At 70.5% G+C, this 21,335-nt stretch carries 9 protein-coding genes and 1 pseudogene; 4 read left to right on the top strand and 6 right to left on the bottom strand.

The annotated features are described in order from the left end of the window. From DKT68_RS23210 to DKT68_RS23220, 3 genes are all read right to left on the bottom strand, one after another. Window positions 1-686 (bottom strand): ArsR/SmtB family transcription factor (locus DKT68_RS23210; RefSeq protein ID WP_109819509.1); only part of this gene is annotated, 686 nt, incomplete at its 3' end. Between the two features lie 143 nt (window positions 687-829). Continuing rightward, window positions 830-1,132 (bottom strand): hypothetical protein, encoded by a 303-nt coding sequence (locus DKT68_RS23215; protein ID WP_109819510.1) that lies wholly within the window; start codon window positions 1,130-1,132, stop codon window positions 830-832. 24 nt (window positions 1,133-1,156) lie between these two features. Next, on the bottom strand, window positions 1,157-1,891 hold the full coding sequence (locus DKT68_RS23220) for an SDR family oxidoreductase (protein ID WP_109819511.1): 735 nt from the start codon (window positions 1,889-1,891) through the stop codon (window positions 1,157-1,159). A 233-nt stretch (window positions 1,892-2,124) separates the two neighbouring features. Between DKT68_RS23220 and DKT68_RS23225 the strand changes: the two genes are divergently transcribed. Continuing rightward, on the top strand, window positions 2,125-2,949 hold the full coding sequence (locus DKT68_RS23225) for a helix-turn-helix domain-containing protein (protein ID WP_109819516.1): 825 nt from the start codon (window positions 2,125-2,127) through the stop codon (window positions 2,947-2,949). A 185-nt stretch (window positions 2,950-3,134) separates the two neighbouring features. Beyond that, entirely contained in the window at window positions 3,135-5,360 is a 2,226-nt protein-coding gene (locus DKT68_RS23230; RefSeq protein WP_109819512.1) for a family 43 glycosylhydrolase, read from the top strand. A gap of 69 nt (window positions 5,361-5,429) precedes the next feature. On the opposite strand, the gene DKT68_RS23235 is transcribed toward DKT68_RS23230, so the two are convergent. From DKT68_RS23235 to DKT68_RS23245, 3 genes are all read right to left on the bottom strand, one after another. Then, on the bottom strand, window positions 5,430-7,730 hold the full coding sequence (locus tag DKT68_RS23235; RefSeq protein WP_109819513.1) for a hypothetical protein: 2,301 nt from the start codon (window positions 7,728-7,730) through the stop codon (window positions 5,430-5,432). 143 nt (window positions 7,731-7,873) lie between these two features. After that, a complete protein-coding gene (locus tag DKT68_RS23240) occupies window positions 7,874-8,239 on the bottom strand; it encodes a hypothetical protein (protein ID WP_201749162.1) in 366 nt (121 codons plus the stop codon). 3 nt (window positions 8,240-8,242) lie between these two features. Then, complete coding sequence (locus tag DKT68_RS23245; RefSeq protein WP_236647041.1) at window positions 8,243-17,683, bottom strand: LamG-like jellyroll fold domain-containing protein; 9,441 nt, start codon at window positions 17,681-17,683, stop codon at window positions 8,243-8,245. Window positions 17,684-18,501: 818 nt separating this feature from the next. Here DKT68_RS23245 and DKT68_RS23250 point away from each other — a divergent pair. Both DKT68_RS23250 and DKT68_RS23255 read left to right on the top strand, forming a co-directional pair. Continuing rightward, window positions 18,502-20,511: a tachylectin-related carbohydrate-binding protein gene (locus DKT68_RS23250; RefSeq protein WP_109819514.1), complete on the top strand. Its 2,010-nt coding sequence runs from the start codon at window positions 18,502-18,504 to the stop codon at window positions 20,509-20,511. A gap of 186 nt (window positions 20,512-20,697) precedes the next feature. Beyond that, window positions 20,698-21,335 (top strand): annotated as a pseudogene (locus DKT68_RS23255) (hypothetical protein); the annotation flags it as partial.

Consider the following 21,335-nt stretch of genomic DNA (forward strand, 5'->3'; position numbering starts at 1 on the left):
ATGTTCAGGGTCGCGGCCAGGGCGGCCCGGCCGGTCGGGGTGAGGCGGACCGCACGACCCGTGCCCCGCGTGGTCCAGCCCAGGTCGGCGAAGCGGCGGCAGAGCGCCGCGCCGAGCCCTCCGGCCAGGTGCGGGCGGCGCTCGGTCCAGTCCAGGCAGTCGCGGACCACCGGGCGGCGCGCGGTGCGCAGCACGTCCACCGGTACGCCCAACCCGGCCGCCCAGGCCCACCCGTCCGGGGTCAGCGTCAGCCCGCTGGCCCGGTCCAGCCTCCCGTCGGCCAGCAGCGCGTCGTACATCAGCACGCCGAGCCGCCCGGCGAGGTGGTCGTAGCAGGTCCGGGCGTACGCCAGAGCGGCGCCGGCGGTGGTCGACCGCAGCGACCCGGTTGGCGCGGGTGGGGCCGGGGCGTGCGCGGCGAGGCCCTCGATCAGCTGGGCCACCGACGGCCCGGCCAGCCGCAGGTAGCGGTGCCGGCCCTGCCGCTCCTCGACCAGCAGCCCACCCCGGACGAGGCGGGTGAGGTGATCGCTGGCGGTCGACGGCGCGACCCCGGCCCTCCGGGCCAGCTCGCCGGCGGTCCAGGCGCGGCCGTCGAGCAGCGCGAGGCAGATGCCGGCTCGGGTGCCGTCGGCCAGCAGGGCGGCCAGCTCGGCCATTTCCCGGCCCTCGGCGACAGCGTTCATCGCCCCATCATCGCCCCGCCCGGCGACGCCTCCCTGGCCGGGTCCGAGGGCTGGGTCCGGGGGCCGCGCGGTCACGAGCGCCGGGGTGTACGAACCGGAGGTGCCGCCGGGCCTGCCGCGACGGACCGGCGCGAGCCGCGCGGTCAGGTGACGTGTTGCACCACCGGGACGATCCGGAAGTCGACGGTGGCCTGGTCGATGGTCGCGTGCACTGGGGAGTCGGCCATCTCGGTCATGATCCCCGCGGCGCTGCGGCGGCCGTCGCTGGCGGAGTCCCACGCAACGATGTCGGTGATCACCCCGTCGTCGTCCTCGGTGATGCGGCGCCAGCGGAAGCCGGGCTGGCGCCGTAGGTAGGTGTTGATGTCCTCGTTGGCGTCGACGAAGTCGGCGCCGGTGAGACCGGCGACGAGCCGGAACGTCGTCATCTCGAGCGCTTCGCCCATGGTCGTTCCCCTTGTCGTGAACGGTCAGCCCTGGGTGGTGGACCGCATGATGATCTCGTTGATGTCGACGGTGTCGGGTTGCGCGATCGCGGAGGCGATGGCGTCGGCGACCGCGGTGGCGGGCATGCCCAGTTCCTCGGCCGCGGCCCGGGCGGCGGCCTGGATCTGCGGGTCGCCGCCGTGTTCGGTGAGCTCGGAGTGGGTGTAGCCGGGGCTCACGAGGGTCACCCGCACGTCCCGGCTCTCCTGGCGCAGTCCTTCGGTCAGGGCCCGGACCGCGTACTTCGTGGCGCAGTAGACGGCGGCCGTCGGGTCGACACGGTAGGCCGCGGAGGAGCCGATGTTGATGATGTGGCCGGTGCCGCGGGCCCGCATGAGCGGCAGGGCGGCCGCGACGCCGTGCAGGGTGCCGCGCAGGTTCACGTCGATCATCTGGTCCCACTCGTCGGTCCGCAGCGCGTCGAGCGTGGACAGGGCCATCACGCCGGCGTTGTTGATCAGTACGTCGATGCGGCCGTACCGGTCGTGCGCGCCCCGGACGAACGCGTACACGCTGTCCCGGCTGGTCACGTCGAGTTGGTGGTACTCGGCCGTGCCGCCGGCGAGGCGCAGGTCGGCGACGAGTGCGGCGAGGCGGTCGACGCGCCGGGCGCCGAGCACGACGTGATGGCCGTCGGCGGCGAGGCGGCCGGCCGTCGCCGCACCGATGCCGCTGCTCGCGCCGGTGATGAGAACGATCTTGGAATGCGGGCTGGTCATTGCTGCTCCTGGTCCGGTTGGTGCCTGGCGCGCTCAACCATCCTGCTGGCGTGGGGGCCCGGGAAGGGCGCCGTTTCCTGGGATCAGCGCACCCAGGTACGGCAGGCCCGGCCCGGCGGGGTGCCGGCGCCGGTCGGCCAGCGCCGCGCGACGCGGTGGCCACGGCAGCGCGCGACCGTCAGGGAGCACCGCACCCTGGCAGTCCGCTGACCAGGAGTTTTAGGCTGGTGGACATGCCCGCTACCCAGAACCGGCTCGGCGAGTACCTCCGAGCCCAGCGCGCCCGCGTCGACCCGCGGGATGTCGGGCTGCGCGGTGGCGGCGACCGCCGGGTGGCGGGGTTGCGTCGCGAGGAGGTCGCGGTGCTGGCCGGTGTGAGCGTCGACTACTACGCGCGCCTGGAGCAGGGCCGGGAACGCAACCCGTCCCCACAGGTGCTCGACGCGATCGGGCGGGCCCTGCGCCTCAGCCCGGACGCGCGCGGCCACCTCTTCCGCCTCGCCGGACTCAACCCCAGGATGGGCGCGGACAGCTCCCGCGCCTCGGTGCACCCCGAGCTGCTGCGGTTGCTGGACGCCTTTCCCACCTCCGCCGCCTACGTGCTCAGTCCGGCGTTCGACGTGCTGGCCACGAACGGTGTCGCGGCGGCGCTGCTGTCCCCGTTCGCGGGCACCGCCAACATGGTCCGGGTGCTGTTCGAGCACCCGCAGGCGCGCAGCGTGTTCCCGGACTGGCCGACCCTCACGGAGAACGTCGTGCACGCCCTGCGGCTCAACGCCGGCATCTTCCCGGACGACGAGCAGATCCAGGCGCTCGTGGCCGACCTGCGGCAGGCCTTTCCCGAGTTTCGCGCACTGTGGGAGGACCAGACGGTGGGCGGCCTGACCCGCATGTTCAAGGTCGTGCACCACCCGGACGCCGGACGAATCGAGCTGACCTACCAGACCTTCGACGTCCGCGACGCACCAGGCCAGCAACTGCTGGTCGGTACGCCGGCGCCGGGCAGTCGCAGCGCCGAGGCCCTCGCCTACCTGGCCGCCGTGCACGCCCCGGCGTGAACCGTCCACGCCCGGGCCGCGCGACGCGGGTGGCCCCGTGGACTACCTGCCGGATGTTGTCGAGGCACGGGTTCCGCGTGGGCATGCCTCGCTTCCCTTTACAACGTTGTATCCAACGTTGTAGAAACGGAGGCACACACACTGACCCTTGTCGACACACCGCCCACTCCCCCGAGGCAGGTCCCATGCGACACCTCCGCCGCGGCGGCGCGCTCGCCGCCGCGCTCGGTCTGATCCTGGCCGCGACCGCACCCGCCCCCGCCGCCAGCGCCGACAATCCGTCCCGCTACCGCAATCCGATCTCCACCGCCGTCGGGGACACCTTCGCCGACCCGGTCATCGTCCGCGGCGACGACGGCTTCTGGTACGCCTACGGCACCACCGACCCGCTCCGCGAGGGCGAGCACGAGTTCCACCGGGTGCCCACCGCCCGCTCAGCCGACCTGGTCGACTGGACGTACGTCGGCGACGCGTTCGACCCCGACCAGCGCCCGCCGTACGCGGCGCCCGGTGCGGCGTTCTGGGCCCCGGACGTGCGCCGCCTCGGCGACCGGTGGGTCATGTACATGACGGTCACCGACACGACCGTGTCCACCGAGGGCAGCGACTACGCCATCGGCTCGGCGACCGCCCCCACCCCGACGGGGCCGTGGACCTTCGCCGACCAGCCGGTCGTCGCCCCGCGGCCCGGCGGCGGTGGCGGCTACCTGTGGACCATCGACCCCAGCCAGTTCACCGACGTCGACGGCCGCAGCTACCTCTACTACGGCAGCTACTACGGCGGCATCTCCCTCACCGAGCTCAGCCCGGACGGTCTGACCGCGGTCGGCGCGCCGACCCAGGTGGCCGTGGACAACAAGTTCGAGGGCAGCTACGTGCTGCGCCACGACGGCTGGTACTACCTGTTCGCCTCCACCGCCAACTGCTGCGCCGGCCCCGCGACCGGCTACTCCGTCCAGGTCGGACGCGCGCGCAGCCCGCGCGGCCCGTTCACCGATCGGGAAGGCGTGGCGCTGACCGCGTCCCGGGCGGGCGGCACGCCGGTGCTCACCCAGAACGGCAACCGGTGGATCGGCACCGGGCACAACGGGTTCCTCACCGACCTGTCGGGTCAGGACTGGATCGTCTACCACGCGATCGACCGCGCCGACCCGTACCTGGACGAGCCGTTCGGCATCAACGAACGCCCGATGCTGCTGGACCGGCTCGACTGGATCGACGGCTGGCCCACCGTGAACGCCGGCGCCGGCCCGTCCGAGGGCAACCGGCCCGCGCCGGTGACCACCGGCCGGATCGACGACCGGTTCGACACCGCCGGCCTGGCCGGCTGGCGACGTGTCGCGGGCGACTGGCAGGTCACCGACGGTCGGCTCGCCGGCAGCGGCGCGCTGACCAGCCGTACCACCGTGGGCGGAGACGTGCGGACGGAGGCCGACCTGCGGCTGACCGGCGCGACCTCCGCCGGAATCACTCTCGGCGACCGCACGGAGGTCCGGGTGGACGCGGCCGGCGGCCGGCTGGTGGCCCGCGACGGCGACCGGCGCGCCACCGCGCCGCTGCCCGCCGGGCTCGACCTGGCCGACCGGCACAACCTGGCCATCGAGGTACGCGGCCGGCATCTCGTCGCCGAGCTGAGCCCGGCCCGGCTCGGTGACCAGCTCGCCGTGGTGTCGCTGCGGCTGGACCGCCCGGTCGCGGGCCGGCCCGGACCGGCCGCCACCGGCGGCCCGGCCGAGTTCGACAACGTCAGCGTCGCCCGGCTGTACGAGCCGGTGCGGCGGGCCGTGCCCGAGCCCCTGGTCGGCGCGCCGCTGCGGGCGTACTCCGACGAGTTCGGCGACGGGCTGGACGGCGACTGGCAGTGGGTGCGCGAGGACCCGGCGGCCACCGTGGCCGGCGGGGCGCTGCGCTGGCCGGTGCAGGCCGCCGACCTGACCGGGACCGGCAACACGGCGGGCGTGCTGCTGCGCGACGCGCCGCGTGGCGACTACGTGGTGGAGACGAAGGTGACGCTGGACCTGGGCGAGGAGACGGTCCGCAACTACCAGCAGGCCGGGCTGGTCGCCTACGTGGACGACGACCGGTTCGCCCGGCTGACTCAGGTGGCGATCTGGAACACCCGGCAGGTGGAGTACGGCTACGAACTGCCCTTCGCCGGCCAGCCGGTGTACGGCGGCAGCATCGTCGGCGCGCCGGCCACCACCACCTGGCTGCGGCTGGCGCACCACGTCGACCCGGCCACCGGGGAGCACGAGTTCCGGGCCGGCTCCAGTCGGGACGGGCGCACCTGGACCTGGGGTGCGGTGTGGACCTTCCCGGCCGACACCACCCCGCGGATCGGGCTGGTCGCGCACGGCGGCGCCGAGCCGCCGGTCACCGCCGAGTTCGACTACCTGCGCTTCTACCGCTGACGTCAGCCAGACAGCCACCCCGGGCCTCCGTCACATGGACGGAGGCCCCGGGGCCGGTAGTGCCGAGGATCAGGCCGGCGGAGCCGGCACGATGTGGGCGTTGAAGCTGACAGTCGGCGGAGTCTTCTTCGCTGCAACCGCTGCCGCGGCGGTGGCGAACCGTCGGTCGAGCGCGATGGTGGCGTTGTTCCGGTTGCGGTAGACCACCACGAAGCCGGGCCCGGCGCTGTTCTGGATCGGGGCGATCGTGGGGTCGGTGGCGGCAGTGGCGGCGCTCGGGTCGCCCGGGTTGTCGTACAGGCGCAGCCACTCGCCCCAGGTGCCCGTGCCCTGCTCGGTCTCGTACACCCGGTACATCTCGTTGTCAGCGCCACGGGCGACGACGACGATCCGGCCCAGTGCCGGGTCGACGATCGCGGCCGGTGAGCCGGCGGCGGTGAAGGTGCCCACCGTCGCCCAGGCTGACGGCCAGGCTCCACCCAACTCCTGCTTCTTCATCACCAGCGACCCGTCGGCCGCGCGAGCGACCACCCCGGTGCGGTATCCCTGGTTGAGGAACGCGGCCGGGACCCCCGTCACGTTCCCGCCCAGGTCGGTCCAGGCGGTCAGGGTGCCGTCGGAGTAGACGGCGGTCTTGACGGTGCCCGTGGTGCTGGTGGCGACCAACCGGACGCCGATGTCGATCTTGACGGCGGTGAGGCCACCGGCGAGGTCGACGTCACCGAGACTCTTCCACGACGCGCCCGTCCCGGACTGGCGGTAGTGCCAGAGGCGGCCGTCGACGTCCACCGCAAAGATCACGCTGGTGCCATCGGCGAGGGTGACCGCGACCGGCGGGGCCGCCATAGTGCCACCGAGGTTGCCGGTCGTCCCCCAGGTCGCCGTGTTCGCCGCCGTCTGGGCGCCGGTCCACGCGGCGCCGGTGGTGTGCAGGGCGGTGACCTGCATCTGCTTGCTGCCGCCGAGCACGTTGAGCGAGGGCTGCCCGGTGAACGCCTCCGCACCGAACACCGGAATGTGCTGGAAGCTGGAGAAGTCGTCCGGGTTCTGCTGGTGGACGACCCGCACCTGGCCGGTGTTGTCGGTGTGCGCGTAGACGATGACCCCGGCCGAGCTACCGTCGGCCGGTTCGCCCTGCAGTGCCGTCGAGCGTGCGAAGGACTCGGTCGGCAGGAACGCCGTCGGGTCGGCGAACCACCCCTGCAGGTCCACCACCAGGTGCACCGTGCCGCTGCTGTGGTTCCTGATCCGGACCTTCCCCTCCGTGCCCACCTTGGTCACGACGAGGCTCGACCGGGCGACGTGCGCGGCGGGGAAGTTCGCCGTCGACGCGGTGATCGGAGTGCCGTCCAGCGGCGCGACGGTGAGGTGCCCGCCACCAGTGGGACTGACCACGTGCACGTTGAGGGCTGCGGCGGCGATACCGCGGGTCGGCAGGCCGTTGGTGCCACCGACGGCGACCTCGATGCTGCCGTTCGCCGGGATCGGCTGGGCGCCGCTGGGGATTCGGCTGTCGTACAGCGTGGTCGCCGGCACCGGGCGCAGGCCCGCGCCTGTGGTCGGGCTGCCGGTCCAGTAGCCCTGGACCGTGATGGCGACGTGCACGGCCGGGCCACGACTCTCCAACGTCACGTTGCGGCTGCCGTCGGCGTTCAGCTTGACGGCCATTCCCATGGAGGTGTCGCCCTTGACGTAGTCGACGGCGGTCTTGGCAGACGCACTCGACCCGACGGTCACCCAGCCGCCGCCGGTCGCACCAATCACCACCACGTCAAGCATGACCGCCGTCGCGGTGCTGGGCACCAGGCCGCCACCCCCGATGTTGGCCGTGCGCACCCCACCGGTCAGGGTGCCGGCGGTGGTCCCCAAACCGGTCCGGGTGTCGACCACCCGGGTGTGGTTCACCGGTACGAAGCCGGAGCCGGTGCTGCCGGTGACGCTGGTGAAGTAACCCACCACGTCCACCTTGATGTGAACATTGCCGGCCGCGTTGTACACGGCGACCTTGCCGTTCGCGCCGGGCTTGACCATCGCCGAGTTGGTGATGACCTCGCCGATCGACGCGTCCATGGCCGAAGAGCCCCGGGTCGTCTGGTCCGGGTAGACGGACAGGAAGGTGTTGGCGGTCGGGCTGATGGCGGTGACATCGACCATCAGTGCGCTGACACCGCTGGCCGGGACTCCGCCGACGCCGACGGCGGTGAACGTCGTGACCGACTTGGCACCCCGGAGGCCGGTGGTTCCGCCGACACCCGAGCGGGTGTCGAGCAGGGCCACGCTGTCGATCGGTACGTAGTCACCACCCTTCCCGGCGGCGTCGGCCTTGGCGCCAGGCGCCGACGAGAACGATATTGCGACGCCCAGCGCCACTGATGCCAGTAACGCGACCCCACGTCTTCCCAGCTGAACAGAAACTCGAAGCAGAGAACTCAACAACGCTACTCCTACATCAGTTGTCCGGCAGATCTCGTTCCTCCGAAAGCCGGCAGCCAGAACACCCGGCAGCGCTATCCCTAGATGTCTTCAGAGATCTCCTCAAGTCGCTCCGGGGTCAAGTGTGGCGGTCGCCAACCGTGAGCAGCAGCGTGCTTGAGGAACTCCTCCGGTAATCCCACCCGGTACTTCTCGACGTAATATGGAAGATCGCTCGGCCAAGACCAATCGCCGTCGGTCTGAATCGAAAGCGGCGCAATCTCAGGACGGTTCGGATCCAGTTCGTCGAAGGCATACCCGGCCGCCGCCGCGACCACCGATCCGTCCCTCAGGTACCGAGCGGCCAAACTCACGAGATTTTCCGACAGTTCGCCCCGGACTCGATGCAAACTGATCCCATCCTCATACCCGTGGCGCAATTCTTTGAAGTATCCGACATCCTTCATTGGTCACCCTCGGCTCGGCGAAAACATGCTGAACAGGTTCGAAATCCTACCAGTTTTCCATGTTTTGCCGACACGGAGGGTGCCGGCCGCTCCGGCCCAGAGTGTGTCGTCGGGTGCCATGACATCAACGCCCATCCGGTTGGCGAGGTTCTGCGCAAAACAATTCGGGCCAGCCCCGGTACTGCAACTGAGCAGACGCACCCCCTGACCTTCATAGTCAGGATGATTCTGAATGAGCCGTGCAAGTGTGCGATGGTCAATCTTGGTCTTGTCAGCGAGTTCGACCGTTTTTCTTGACCCATGCGCAACGACGTCGAACCATCCTGGCTTCTGCGCCGTCCGCGTCACGTTCTGAGCGAAGGCGTCGGCTGAATCCATGAGGACCATCCGTCCAGAAGCACCTGCGGAACCTGCGGCGCGGCCGGCGCTGGTCGCGGCTGAAGCCGCAGCGCTGGCACCTCTTGTGGCTACACCGGAAAGCCCGCGTACGGCAGCTCCGAGGGCTTGCCCGGCAACCGCACCAAGCGCCCCGCCCGCCGCGCCGAATAGACCACCCACGGCGGTGGCGCCAGCAAGGTCCCAGCCGCGCTTGCCCTCCATGTAGCCGGTGACCGCCGAGCCGACCGCGCCCGCGAGCGCCCCACAGGCCACCGCTCCCACACCGGTCCAGCCGATCGCCAAGCCGCACCCGACGCCGACGACGGCGCCGACCACGATGCCGGCGATCTGCGCGGCGTGGTCCTCGACGAACTGGGTCGCCTTGTCCCACATCTTCTCGGCGCCCTCGACGAGCGGCGCCAGCCTCTGCGCCGCCTCCGCCCAGAGCTTCTGTTTGAACTTCTGGGGGTCCTGGATCGCCATTGTGGTGACCGCGACGACGCTCGCCGCCATCTTGAACCCGGTCGAGACCACCTTGCCGAGCGCAATCAGCGGCTTGGTGAGGGCCTGGATCACCGGCAGTTTGGTGAACTGGATTGCCTTCTTGATGGCTCCCTTCGCGGCGGCGGTCACCGCGACCTTGGCTTGATGGATCCGTTGGGCGACGACCTTCGCCTGTTGTTTCGCCCAGTCGGCGGCCCGTGCCAACTGGTTGATGCCGGAGCGGACCACGTTGCCGACGTACCTGACCGCGCTGACGGCCTTGTCGGCGAGCCATTTCGCGCCGTTGGAGATGGCCCGACCGACCGCCTTGATGCCCGACACGGCGTAGTTCCAGGCGGTGGAGGCGTAACTCTTGGTGTAGTTCCACGCCGTCGACGCGTAGCTGCTGACCGTGCTGGCGACGTTGGAGACGGTGTTGCTCACCGCGCTCGCGGCGCGCTTCATCCAGCGCGGCCAGTGGCCGTCCGGGTCGTCGAAGTCCAGCGGGGCGCCGGCGCCGTAGGTGTACCGGTTGGCGAGGATCGAGTCGCCGGAGGTGTAGTTGACGCTGTCCCGCGAGGTGAACGTGCCGGTGCCCGGCTGGTACCAGCGGGCGCCCATGTCGACCTGGCCGGTGTCCGGGTCGGTCCAGTCGCCCTGGAAGCCGAGCCGGCCGGTGTTCCCGGTGCTGCTCACCTTCTCGCCGAACGGGTCGTACGTGGTGGAGTCGTTCAGCGTGGACAGTTGGGTGTCGGCCGGGTTGATGGCCGCGACCACGTCGCCGTGGGCGTCGGTCAGCGACAGCCGTTTGTCGGCGCCGTGGGCGGTGGCGAGCAGCTCGTCGTTCGGGCCCCGACCGTAGTACTCGACCCCGTCGTGCACCACCTCGTCGCCCAGACCGGCGTAGACGAAGGCGTTGCCGGTGCGGGACACCAGCCGGTCCAGGCCGTCGTAGGCGTAGGTCTGGTCCTCGGCGCTGGTGAGCCGGTCGAAGGCGTCGAACGAGAACTGCTCGGCCAGGCCGGAGCTGGTGCGGGTACGCAGCGTGCCGCGCGCGGTGTACGCGTACGTGTAGTCGCCGTCGGAGAGCAGCCGGTTGCGCTCGTCGAAGGTCGCCGACTTGGACCCCGCCCGGATCCGGTTGCCGCTGGCGTCCCAGGCGTACGTGACGGTCCCGGCCGGGCTGGTCCAGGAGATCAGCCGGCCGGCCTTGTCGTAGTCGTAGGTGTTGGTGCCGCCGCCGGCGGTGCCGGTGGTGTTCTTACTGGTGACGTGGCCGTTCAGGTCGAAGCCGTAGGTGACCGAGGCCACCGTCTGGCCGGCCGAGTTGCGCAGTACGTCGCTGCTGACCCGGCCGTAGTCGTCGTAGCCGAAGGTACGGACCCGACCGGCGCCGTAGTCGACGGTCTTGACCTCACCGGCGGCGTCGTAGGACAGCTTCTGCTGCTGGCCGGTGATGCTGTCGGTGAGGGTGTCGAGGCGTCCCTTGACGTAGCCGAAGGTGGCCGTGCCGGTGAGGTCGGTGCGGGTGGTCAGCCGTCCGTCGTCGTCGTAACCGAAGCTCGCCGTGCCGGACGGGCCGGCGGTGGAGAGGAGGCCACCGCGGTCGTTCCAGCTGTAGGTGTTGCTCCCCCCGGGTGCGCTGACGCTGGTCAGCCGACCGGCCTTGTCGTAGTCGAGGTTGCGGGCCGCGGTGGCGGTGTCGCCCCCGGAGCCCGTCTCCCCCGTCAACCGACCGGCCGCGTCGAAGGTACGGGTGCGGCTCACCCCGCCCGGGGCGCTGAGCCGTACGGCGTTGCCGTCGGCGTCGTACGCGACGGTCCAGGTGCGGTCCGCGGCGGCCGGGTGGCTCGCCGTCGACGGCTCGATCGCCGACTCCGGCAGGCCCATCGTGTTGTACGTGTAGATGGTGGAGTTGCCTCGGCCGTCGGTGTAGCGGGTCCGGTTGCCGGCGGCGTCGTAGCCGAACGTGGTGGTGATCGACTCCGTGTCGCTGGTGGGCTCGACCTGCTTGACGAGCTGGTTCGCCGCGTCGTACTCGTAGCTGGTGACGGTGTTGTAGGGGTCCTTCGACGAGGTCATGTTGCCGGCCACGTCGTAGCCGTACGTCTGGGTGCGCAGAACGGATTCGTCGGCGGCGAGATTCAGGGTGCTGGTCCGGTTGCCGAACACGTCGTAGCCGATCCGGGTGGTGCGGCCGAGACCGTCGGAGGTGCGGACCTGGCGGCCGGCGAAGTCGTACCCGAAGATCATGGCCTCGCCGGTCGGCGCGGTGCTGCGGGTGATGTCGCCGACCGAGTTGAACGTGTTGACAGTGGTGGCGCCCGTCGGCGACACCGTCGAGGTCAGGTTGCCCGCGTCGTCGTAGCTGAGCTTGCTGACCAGGTTGCGGGTGCTCGGGCGGCGCTCCACCACGGTCTGGGTAACCTGTCGGTCCAGGTCGTCATAGGTCGACTCGACCCGCCCTCCGGTCGGGTCGGTGACCGACAGGACCTCGCCGGTGCGGGTGTAGGTGTAGCGGGTGAGCGCGCGGTCGTCGTTGGTCTTCGCCGGTTCGTCGCGGACGGTCAGCCGGTTGAGCTGGTCGTACGTGTACCGGGTGGTGCCCGCGGGGTCGATCTCCTCGACGACGTTGCCCAGCGGGTCGTAGCCGCGCCGGGTCTCCGGCGTGACCGGCTGGCTCACGCCCGGCGCCTGGTAGGTCGGCGCGAGGCTGCGCACCGGCCGGCCGAGCTTGTCGTACTCGGAGGTGGAGACCCGTCCGAGCGGGTCCTTGACCGCGACCTGCTCGCCGAACGTGTTGTAGCCGACGGTGCTGGTCGGGTTGGTGGGGACGGCCGGGTTGCCGTCGCTCTCCGCGAGGACGGCCGGGCCGGTCTCGCCGATCTGGCGGCCGAGCTCGTCGTACCGGAAGGTGCTGGTGAACTTCGCCTTGTCGGCACCCGCGACGTTGCCGCGCGGGTCGGTGACCGAGGTACGCAGGCCCCGCTTGTCGTACGTGTAGCTGGTCACCCGGGTCTCGGCGCCGGCGGTGACCTTCTCGGTGAGGACGTTGCCGGAGTCGTCGTAGGTGTAGTCGACGACCTCGGAGGCCGCGAGCACCGACCAGTTCAGGTTCGACGGGTTGCCGGAACGGACGGTCTGGGTGACGTTGCCGTTCAGGTCGTAGGTGAAGGTGTTGCTCCGCCGCACCCCGGTCGGGTCCAGCACGGTGCTCTTCACCTTGCCGGTCCTGTCCGGGGTGTGGTCGGTGATCTGGGTGCCGTTGGCCGCGACCTTGCGGGTCACGTTGCCCGCGCCGTCGTAGGTGTTCTCCTCCACGACGTAGTCGCGCTTGGTGCCGTCGGGGTTGCGGAAGTCCTTCAGGGTGATCTTCTGGAGCAGGTCGTCGCGGTAGTACTGGTACTCCAGGCGTCGACCCATCGCGTCGGTGTCACTGGCCAGCCGGCCGGCAAAGTCGTACGAGTAGGAGTGCAGCACCAGGTAGTCGCCCGTGCCGGTGCCTGGGGAACCCTCCGGGTCACTGCGCCAGTCCCGCAGCCGCACCTCGGCCACCTTGTTCTGCGCGGTGTACGCCCAGTCGTAGCGGTTGCCGTTGGCGTCGGTCATGGTCGTCTTGTTGCCGAACCGGTCGTAGCCGTAGCTGGTCTCGTTGCCCTCGGCGTCGACGACCCGCACCGGCCGGCCCTGGTCGTCGTACTCGGTGCTGGTGACCCGCTCGGGGTCACCGCCGAGCAGGTCGGACACGGTGACCTTGGTGGGGTTGCCGTCGGCGTCGTACTCGTTGACCGTCTTGCTCTGGTGCTGCTTGCCGGAGACCGCGTCGGTGGTGACCGGTCCGGTGACCGTCGCGACCCGCGAGTGCACGTCGTAGGTGATCGTCGTGGTGACGCCCGCGGGGTACGCGTCGGAGATGACCTTCTCGGTGATCCGGCGGCCCAGCGCGTCGTAGGTGTATTCGGTGACCAGCCCGGACGGCTCGGTCACCTTGTACAGGTCACCGTTGTTGTAGTACGCGTACCGCGTCACCTTGGAGCGCGCGTCGGTGCTGCTGGCCAGCAGCCCGGACGGAGGGATGCCGTTGATGCCGGCTTCCGCGCCGGTGGTGTAGCTGTGGCTGACCGTGCTGCCGTCGGGGTTGGTCTGGCTGGAGAGCTGACCGGTGTAGTGGTACGAGAAGGTGGTCCGGTAGGTGTTGTCGGTCGGGCTGCTGGAACGCCCGTCACGCTGCTCGACGGCCAGGTCCGTCCGCGGGTCGAACGGATCCGTGATGGTGGTCGAGTAGGTGTAGTAGTTCGTGAAGCACTGCGTGGAGGTCCGGCAGCTCTTGCGGGTGGCGAGGCGACCCTTGCTGTCGTAGGTCATCTCCACCGAGTCACCGTTCTCGTTGGTGACCTTGTTCTGGAAGCCGTCCGCGTTGTAGGAGAACGAGCGGATGGCCATGCCGTCCAGCGGGTGCCGCACGAAGATCGGCCCGCCGGCGTCGCCCGGGATGATGGTGCAGAACGCGGGGTCGTTCGGGTCGGGCTGGGTGCAGACCGGCGTCGGGCTCGGGCTCGGCGTGGGCGTGGGCTGCCCGGGCCGGTCCTCCTCCCGGATCTCCAAACCGAGCGGGGTGCCCGAGCGCAGCAGACGGCCGGCGAGGGCGTCGTACTCGTACAGGTACGGGCGGTTGGCCGGGTCGAGGACCTGGACGCTGCGCCGCAGGTCCGTGTCACCGCCGTAGATGGTGGGCTGGCCGACCTTCCACGTGCCGCCGTCGTCGTCGGTGTACTCCTTGACCCGGTCGGTGGCGGTGTCGTACTCGACCTCGGTGGCGACCCGCCCACTGGGCAGGGTGACCCGGGTGAGCTGCTGGGCGGCGGGCTTGGCGTACCGGAAGTGCGCCGCCGCGGTGGCCGGGCCGATCGGGTGGGAGTAGACGGCGACCTCGTCGATGATGCCGGCGAAGTAGCGCTGGGCGGTGCCGCCCCAGCCCGGCCAGGACGCCGGCGTGGTCGCCGACGCCGCGCCGACCTGGTTGAAGGTCAGCAGCGAGTGCTCGATCGTCTGCCCGGTCAAATCGCCGACCTTGACCCCGTCGAGGTACATCGTCTGGGTGTTGGCCATCGCGGAGAGCACCACGTGGTGCCACTTGTTGTCGTTGACCGTGGTCGCGGACGTGATCGGCGCGATCGTGCCGGTGGCGAACTGGCCGCGCAGCTTGCCGTCGGTGCCGGTGTAGAGCAGCGGGACGCCGCTGGTGGCGGCGGTGCCGACGGCCTTGTCCTGGTAACCGACGAGCGGGCCACCGGTCTGCGTCAGGCCGATCTTGAACCACAGCTCGACGGAGGCGTCCCGGCTCTTCTTGACCAGGCCCTTGGGCAGTTCGAGGTACGCGGAGGTGCCGTTGAAGCCGGCGGCGGTGCCGCTGGTTCCCTCCACCACGCCGGCCTGGCCCAGGGTGACGTTGTTGCGGTACGTGCCGGCGTCCTTGCCGAGGTTGATCGCCACGTCGCTGGCCGCGCCGGTGCCCTCCGACTCGCCCAGGTGGTAGTACGAGTCGGGCTTCGCGTCGAGGACGGCGGTGCGGTAGTGCGAGCCGGCCGCGTAGTCGTAGGTGGTGCAGGCGGAGTCCGGGCCGCAGACCTTGGTGAGCAGGTCACCGTTGTAGGTGTAGGTCCAGCTCAGGGCCGCGCCGCCGACCGGGTCGGTGCTGACGGTCGTGATGTGGTTGCCAGTCCAGGTGAAACGCAGCGACCGCCCGGCGGTGTTGAACTGGCTGTTGGCGACCTGGGCGCGGGCCAGCTTGCCGGTGGAGTCGTAGCTCAGGTTCACGTGGTGCGACGAGTTGTCGGTGATCTTCGTGAGCTTGTTGAGCAGGGAGAACGTGTACGTCTTCCCGGAGCGGTCGAGCAGCTTCCACGAGGTGCTGTCGACGGTGAGCTTGGCGACGCGGCCCGGCGGGGCGGCGTACGTGCCGTCCGGGTTCTTGCCGAACCGGACCTCCTGCCCGTCCGGGTAGCGGACCACGACGTTGCCGGTGCCGTCGTTGTCGGGAACCAGCGCCATGTCGTACCGGCTGGACCAGCCGGCGCCGAAGACCCCGGACGTCCGGGGGTCGAGGCTGTTGTAGGTGCGGACGAGGTTCAGCTCCGGCCCGACGGTCACCACGGTGGCATCCACCGCGGAGGTGGCGAAGTTGCCGACCTGCGCGTCGAACTCGCGGCCCTGCTCGGCGTCCGGTGAGGTGGCGATCCGGGAGAGCAGGTCGGGCTGCGGCACCGAGCTGAGCATCGTCGAGTACGGCGAGATGACCTCGTTGGCGCTGTCCTTGACGTAGGACCGCCACATGTAGCTCTTGCCCCAGGACATCCGCCCGGCGGGCACCACCCAGGACTGCTTCGTCTGGTAGCCGGAGTTGATGCAGTTGGTCGCCGCGCCGGCGTCGGTCCGGTCGCAGATCTCGAACTTGAACGACAGCGTGGCGCCGGGCGCCGCGTCGGTGTCCACGGCCCGGGCCCAGAGCAGCGGGGTGAGCGTCGGGGCCTGGTAGCCGTTCTCGGGATAGAGCTCCTGCACGACCGGCGGCACGTCGAAGACCTGGAGCACGATCCGGCCCGGTGGCACCTGGTGGTCGGTGAAGACCGCCCCGCCCGTGCGGACCATGGTGAAGTCGAGGAAGTAGGAACCCGGCTCGAGCCGCTTGACGGTCGCGTCGAGGGTGACCTTCGCGCCACGGGCCAGGGTGCTGGTGAGGTTGGCCGCCCGCTGCTGGGTCACGGCGGCGCCGGTCTGCGCGTTGTAGACCCGGTACGCGAGGTAGTAGTTGGCCGGCGTCCAGGCCTCGGCGCCCAGGTTGGTGACGGTCACCTTCACCTTGCCGTCCTGGTTGCGCAGGACCGGCGGCTCCGGGCTGGGCTTCGGGATCGCGTACCCGGCGTTGTACGGGCTGTGGGTGATGTACAGCGCCGGGGGGTTGGCCGTGCCGGTGCCGGCGAACTTCTTCCACGCGCCGGTGTCGGTGGTCGACGCGCGCAGGGACAGGCCGTTGTTGGCCTGCTGGCCGTTGACCCAGCGCTGCACCAGGTTGCGGCCGGCCGTGCCGAGGTCGAACATCTCGCCGGCCGCCGGGCACGCGGACTGGGACTGCCCGAGAGCGACGTACCCGTGCGCGAACGAACGGCTGACCATCGAGCCGCCGACCGACGGACCCGGATACGAGTAGCCGGAGCCGGCCGACCACGACTCGGTGACCGGATGGACGGTGACCGCCCGGGCCTTGCAGGAGGCCGCGTCGAAGTTGACCGCGGAGAGCGCCGCGCCGTGGATGGTGTGGTACTGCAACCGGCTGACCAGGTCACCGAACTTGAGGTAGGCCGCCGCGTTGGACCCGCCGGAGCGCCCGACCAGCAGCTCGCTGCCGCCGGAGGTGGAGCTGCTCCCGTGGACGTACATGCTGCTGTCGGCCTTCACGGCGTCGACGGGCGGACCGACGGTCGGGTCGACCGCGACCGGGTACCTCCGGTCCGGATCGGCCAGCCAGGCCTGGTCGAGGGTGACCTTCAGCGCCGTCTGGCCCCCCGTGGTGACCAACTCGTAGGCGACCTTCGTCGAGGTCGCCGGGCCGGTGGCACCGGAGCCGGCGTCCATCATGTAGCCGGGCGGGATGACGCCGAGTTGGCGTCCGTCCCGGCCGGTGAGGACGATCTGGCCGTCGACCAGCTTCGCGGTGAGGTCGCGCAGGGTCAGCGGGAACAGGTACGACGTGGGCGCCTGGGCCGAGTGCAGGACCAGGGTCTCCTTCACGCCGCCGGGTCGGGGCTCCAGGCGCAGGTCGACCTCCGGGCGTACACCGGGGTAGGTGACCGCGTTGCCCTCGACGCGACCCGGCGCGTCGGTCGCCTCGGACAGTCCGAAGCCGAACTCGGCGCCGCCGTCGAAGCTCAGTCGGGCCAACTCACTCGCCGCGCCCCGACCGGCGATGCGCAGACCGACCGAGTCGGCGGTGGTCCCCCATCCGCCGGCAGCGGGGACCAGGGTGTGATCGATGGGAGCCCAGCTGCCGTCCGGCTTGCGGTAGTTGACCGGAGCGGAGGAGAACTCGGTGGTCTGCGTGCCGTCCGCGTTGTCGAACACCCGCTGGTTGACGCCACGCTCGGCCGGCCGTTCGCGGCTGGTCCGCTTGTCGAAGCCACGGGCGTCGTCGGCGGGCGCCTTGGCCACCGACGCCTTGTTGCGCCCGGCGGCCGGCTTGTCGGCGAGCTTGTGCAGCGGGTACTGGCCGCGCAGGGACTTCGGCACCTCACGGTTGGTCCGACCCGGCGTGACGTGCGGTTTACCCGCCGCCGAGCCCCAGGCCTGACTCGGCTTCGCGCCCGCGCCGCGTTGATCGGCGGCGGTGGCACCGTCGCGGCTGCCACCCGCCGGCAGCGCGGTCACCCCGCTGCCGCCCAGGTTGAGCATCAGCACGCCGGCCATCCCGGCCGCCAGGACGGACCGGGCGGTGGTGGAACGAAGGAGCGAACGGCGCCCGGGTAGCCGACCCCGCAGATCGGTCAGCCGACCGCGCGGGTCGGGCAGACGTCGAATGCTGAAGGACATGGTCAACCCCCGGATCGAGGACGGGCTAAAGAGCGGAGAGAACAGCACGACGGCGGCGCGACCGCGCAGGGGTCGCCAAATGTCGTCACCACACATCGCCGACACACTCGGGTGGCGGCAGGGAATGGCAGGTCCACAGGGTTGACGTGGATGTCAGGAGATGCGAGAAATCAGCTCGGGTCGACGCGGCGCACGGCGGAATAGGCCGTTCGGCGGACCCGGTAACGCCCGGACACGGCAGAATGCCGGCAGGTCAGCGATCACAGCTTCACACCCCCGTGGTGCTGCTACTCATCAATGTGCCGCCGTACGATCGCAGCGCCCCGACTGCCCTGTCAAGGCCGCACGGCCGCTGATCACCGCGTCGCCGGAGTGACCAGCCACGATTACTTTCCGTAAGGAAGTTGGCCGATTTGCTCGCTATGCCCGTCCATAAGGCCTTCGAAGGGGCGACCGGGCCGCCCCACGCATCCCTCGGCAGACAGCCGCGACAGCAGGTGACGGAACGACGTCGACTCCGTCAGCCACCACCGGGCGCTATTTCGCCATCGCTTTCCACCCAGGACAGTACGTCCACTTCGGGCAGTTTGAAAGGCATTTGCGCCGGAGCATCCAATCGACGACCAACGCTTGGCAGAGCAGCCCGGTTCGGGGCATGATGGGCCGCGACCGGCTGCGGGGGAAATCACTGCCGGGCACGGTCGACACCATTGAAAAATGCTGGGAACGGTTCGTCGGAATGGCGGCGGAACCGATTCCCGATTCTCGGGGGAGGATGCACAACCGTGTCCAGAAAAAGCAATGAATCGTCGCCGGGAATGCTTTCCCGACGCCGGTCCTTCGCGCTGACCGCCGCGCTGCTGGTCGGTGGCGCGGGCCTGGTGGCGCCACTGCCGGCGTCTCCCGCACAGGCCGAACCCGCGCAGGGAGCTGTCGACTCCTTCACCTGCACGGGGCCGGCGGCCTTCTTCAACTCGACCACCGCCGGCACGCTCGCCCGCCGCCAGTACAACACCCCGGGCCGCGACGGTGGCGTCTTCAGCGCCGCCACCACCGTCGGCTCCGGCGGCTGGCAGACCTTCGGCCGGGTGCTGGGCGGGCCGGGTGGCCGGGTCTACGGCATCAACTCGACCGGGTTGAACCGCTACCGGTGGACCGGCACCGCCTGGGAGACCGTCGACGGCAAGCAGAGCTGGAACATCAGCACGAGCTTCACCGGGTACGCCACCGCCGCCCTCCGCGACAAGATCACCGTGGACGAGATCGGCGACTTCTACCTCGTCGACAACACCGGCAAACTGCGCTGGTACCGGTTCAACGAGTCGACGCGCACCTGGACCATCAACGGACGCGTCCTCGACACCGGTTGGGACCGGTACAACCTCATCGTGGCCGGCGCCCCCGGCACCCTCTACGGGCGAGCCGCCGACGGCAGGCTGTACCGGCACCGGTTCGACCCGGTGAGCCAGCGGTGGATCAGCCGTGACCGCCTGGTCGGTTCGAGCGGCTGGGGAGCGTTCACCAAGGGGCTCTTCTCGGCCGGCGGCGACACCCTCTTCGGCATCCAGACCGACGGTGACCTGTTCCAGTACCGCTACCGGGAGGACAACTCCTCCTGGGCGCTGACCTCCGACCAGATCGGCACCGGGTGGGCCGGCTTCCCGAACGTCTTCACCACCACCAACACCTGCCACCAGGCCGCGATCAGCAGCCCGGCGAAGCCGGCCACCCCGGTCCAGCCGAACGCCCCGCTGGCCGTCGCGCAGGCCCCGGCCGCCGGCACCGCGCTCGGCACCCTGGAGATCGCCTACAGTGACGACATCGGCCAGCTTCGCCACGGGCGGGCGAACCCGGACTCGCTGGCCCTGATCCAGTGGTCACCGGTGCCCGGCACGGAGGCGTACACCGGTAAGCCGTCCCTGGTCTCGGACGCCCAGAACCGGGTGAGCATTCTCGCCCACGAAACCACCAGCGACGTGGGGTCGCTGACCCAGAAGACGCCGGCCATGCCGGAGTGGAACCCGTGGCTCGCCCTCGGCGGGGCGATGCGCTCGGAACCGGCCGCCGTCCGGCTCTCCGACGACACCCGCGTGGTCTTCGCGCTGGACGCCGACGGCGCGCTGTGGCACCGCCGGCAGGACGGAACCGCCGGTGACCTGCTGCCCTGGACGCCGCTCGGCGGCACCGGCCTGACCGGCACCCCGGTCGTCGTTCCGGGTCCGGACGGAGTGGCGACCGTGCTCGTGAGCAACTCGGCGGGCACCGTGCAGGTCGCCACGTACAAGGCTGGCGCGCTCAGCGGGGCGTGGACCGGGCTGGGTGAGACGGGCTTCGTCGACAACCCGAGCGTCGTCACGCTGCCCGGCCGGCGGCTGATGGTCTTCGCCCGCAACGCCGACGGAACGGTCAAGAGCCAGTTGCAGAACACCGACGGCACCTGGCCTGGCGCCTGGAGCGCGGTCGGGAACGCCGGCCTGACCCCGGTGGGTTCCCCCGCCGCGCTGCTCAGCCCCAACACCGGTCGCATCTCGGTGTTCACCCGCTCCGCCGACGGGGGCGTCCACCACTCCCGGCAGACGGCAGCCGGCTCCGCCACCTGGGGTGACTGGGGTCGGGCGACCGTGGCGGACGAGACCTACCCGGTGGATCCCACGGCCTTCGTCTTCCAGAACTCCGGTGGCGTCCGCCTCGGCTTCGCGTCCCGGACCACCAACGGTTCGGTACGGCTCTACGACATGGACGAGACCGCAGCTTCGCTGGCCACCCGCAGCGACCCGGCTGGGGCGGTTCCGTTCACCAAGCGGGAGATCGCGCAGCCGCGCGACTGATCGGCATCGGCCACGGCGGCCGTCGGGGCGATTCTGCTCCGGCGGCCGCAGCCGACTTCGCGGGGCTCGATCAGCTTCTGCGTTGAGCGCCGGCCTTGCCTACCGCCGTACTCTGAAGGGGCCGCGACGCCACTGTGGCGAGTCGGGGCACTAGCGCTCGCACCCCGGGCGGATAGAAGCAGCCGCATGATCTGGTCGAAGCTCACGAACGATCGCACCGCTCACCGACTTCGCGCTGTTGCCGACTTGCAGTTTCCTGCCAGCGGCCGTCAGCGTCTCGTGAATCAGTATCCCCACCTCAGCGGCGACGACATCCGGTTGGTCGAAGCCGCGACCCGCCAGTGGTTCAGGCTCGTCGTCCGCCACTCCAGCCCGAAGCTTTCGATGCCGTCGGTGGTCGTGGACGACCTGTGGCAGGAGCTGACCCTGCACGCGCGGGACTACGCCGACTTCTGCGACGCCGCGTTCGGGCGCATTCTGCACCACCAGCCGAGGTCTGCGATGAGCGCTGGCACAGTCAATCGCAACCCTCTGCTGTTGGCCACTCTGAGCTGTGGCCGCAAGGACGAGGATTGCGGCCCAACCGGTCTTCCATTGCTGTTCCGGGTGGACCAGGAGCTCCGCGTCCGAGACGGCAACCGCTACCTGGCCGACTGCGGAGGACGGGGCGAGTGCTTCCCGGGTTCCGGCCTGGTCTGCCTGCAACACCTTGGAGGGTGGGGCAAGCGGCTGAAGCCAGCCGGCATTCGCGGCGATCTCCCCTTCGACGACGGCCGCCACGGCTACGCCGGCGGTGCAGGCGGCGGTGGTGGCGAGTTCAGTGG

The organism is Micromonospora acroterricola, from assembly GCF_003172955.1.
Taxonomy (GTDB): Bacteria; Actinomycetota; Actinomycetes; order Mycobacteriales; family Micromonosporaceae; genus Micromonospora; species Micromonospora acroterricola.

Bases quoted from the DNA above. Each gene is read 5' to 3' on its own strand.
- DKT68_RS23250 (WP_109819514.1), top strand. From the start codon at position 18,502: ATGCTTTCCCGACGCCGGTCCTTCGCGCTGACCGCCGCGCTGCTGGTC.
- DKT68_RS23240 (WP_201749162.1), bottom strand. From the start codon at position 8,239: ATGAAGGATGTCGGATACTTCAAAGAATTGCGCCACGGGTATGAGGAT.
- DKT68_RS23220 (WP_109819511.1), bottom strand. From the start codon at position 1,891: ATGACCAGCCCGCATTCCAAGATCGTTCTCATCACCGGCGCGAGCAGC.
- DKT68_RS23230 (WP_109819512.1), top strand. From the start codon at position 3,135: ATGCGACACCTCCGCCGCGGCGGCGCGCTCGCCGCCGCGCTCGGTCTG.
- DKT68_RS23215 (WP_109819510.1), bottom strand. From the start codon at position 1,132: ATGGGCGAAGCGCTCGAGATGACGACGTTCCGGCTCGTCGCCGGTCTC.
- DKT68_RS23245 (WP_236647041.1), bottom strand. From the start codon at position 17,683: ATGTCCTTCAGCATTCGACGTCTGCCCGACCCGCGCGGTCGGCTGACC.
- DKT68_RS23225 (WP_109819516.1), top strand. From the start codon at position 2,125: ATGCCCGCTACCCAGAACCGGCTCGGCGAGTACCTCCGAGCCCAGCGC.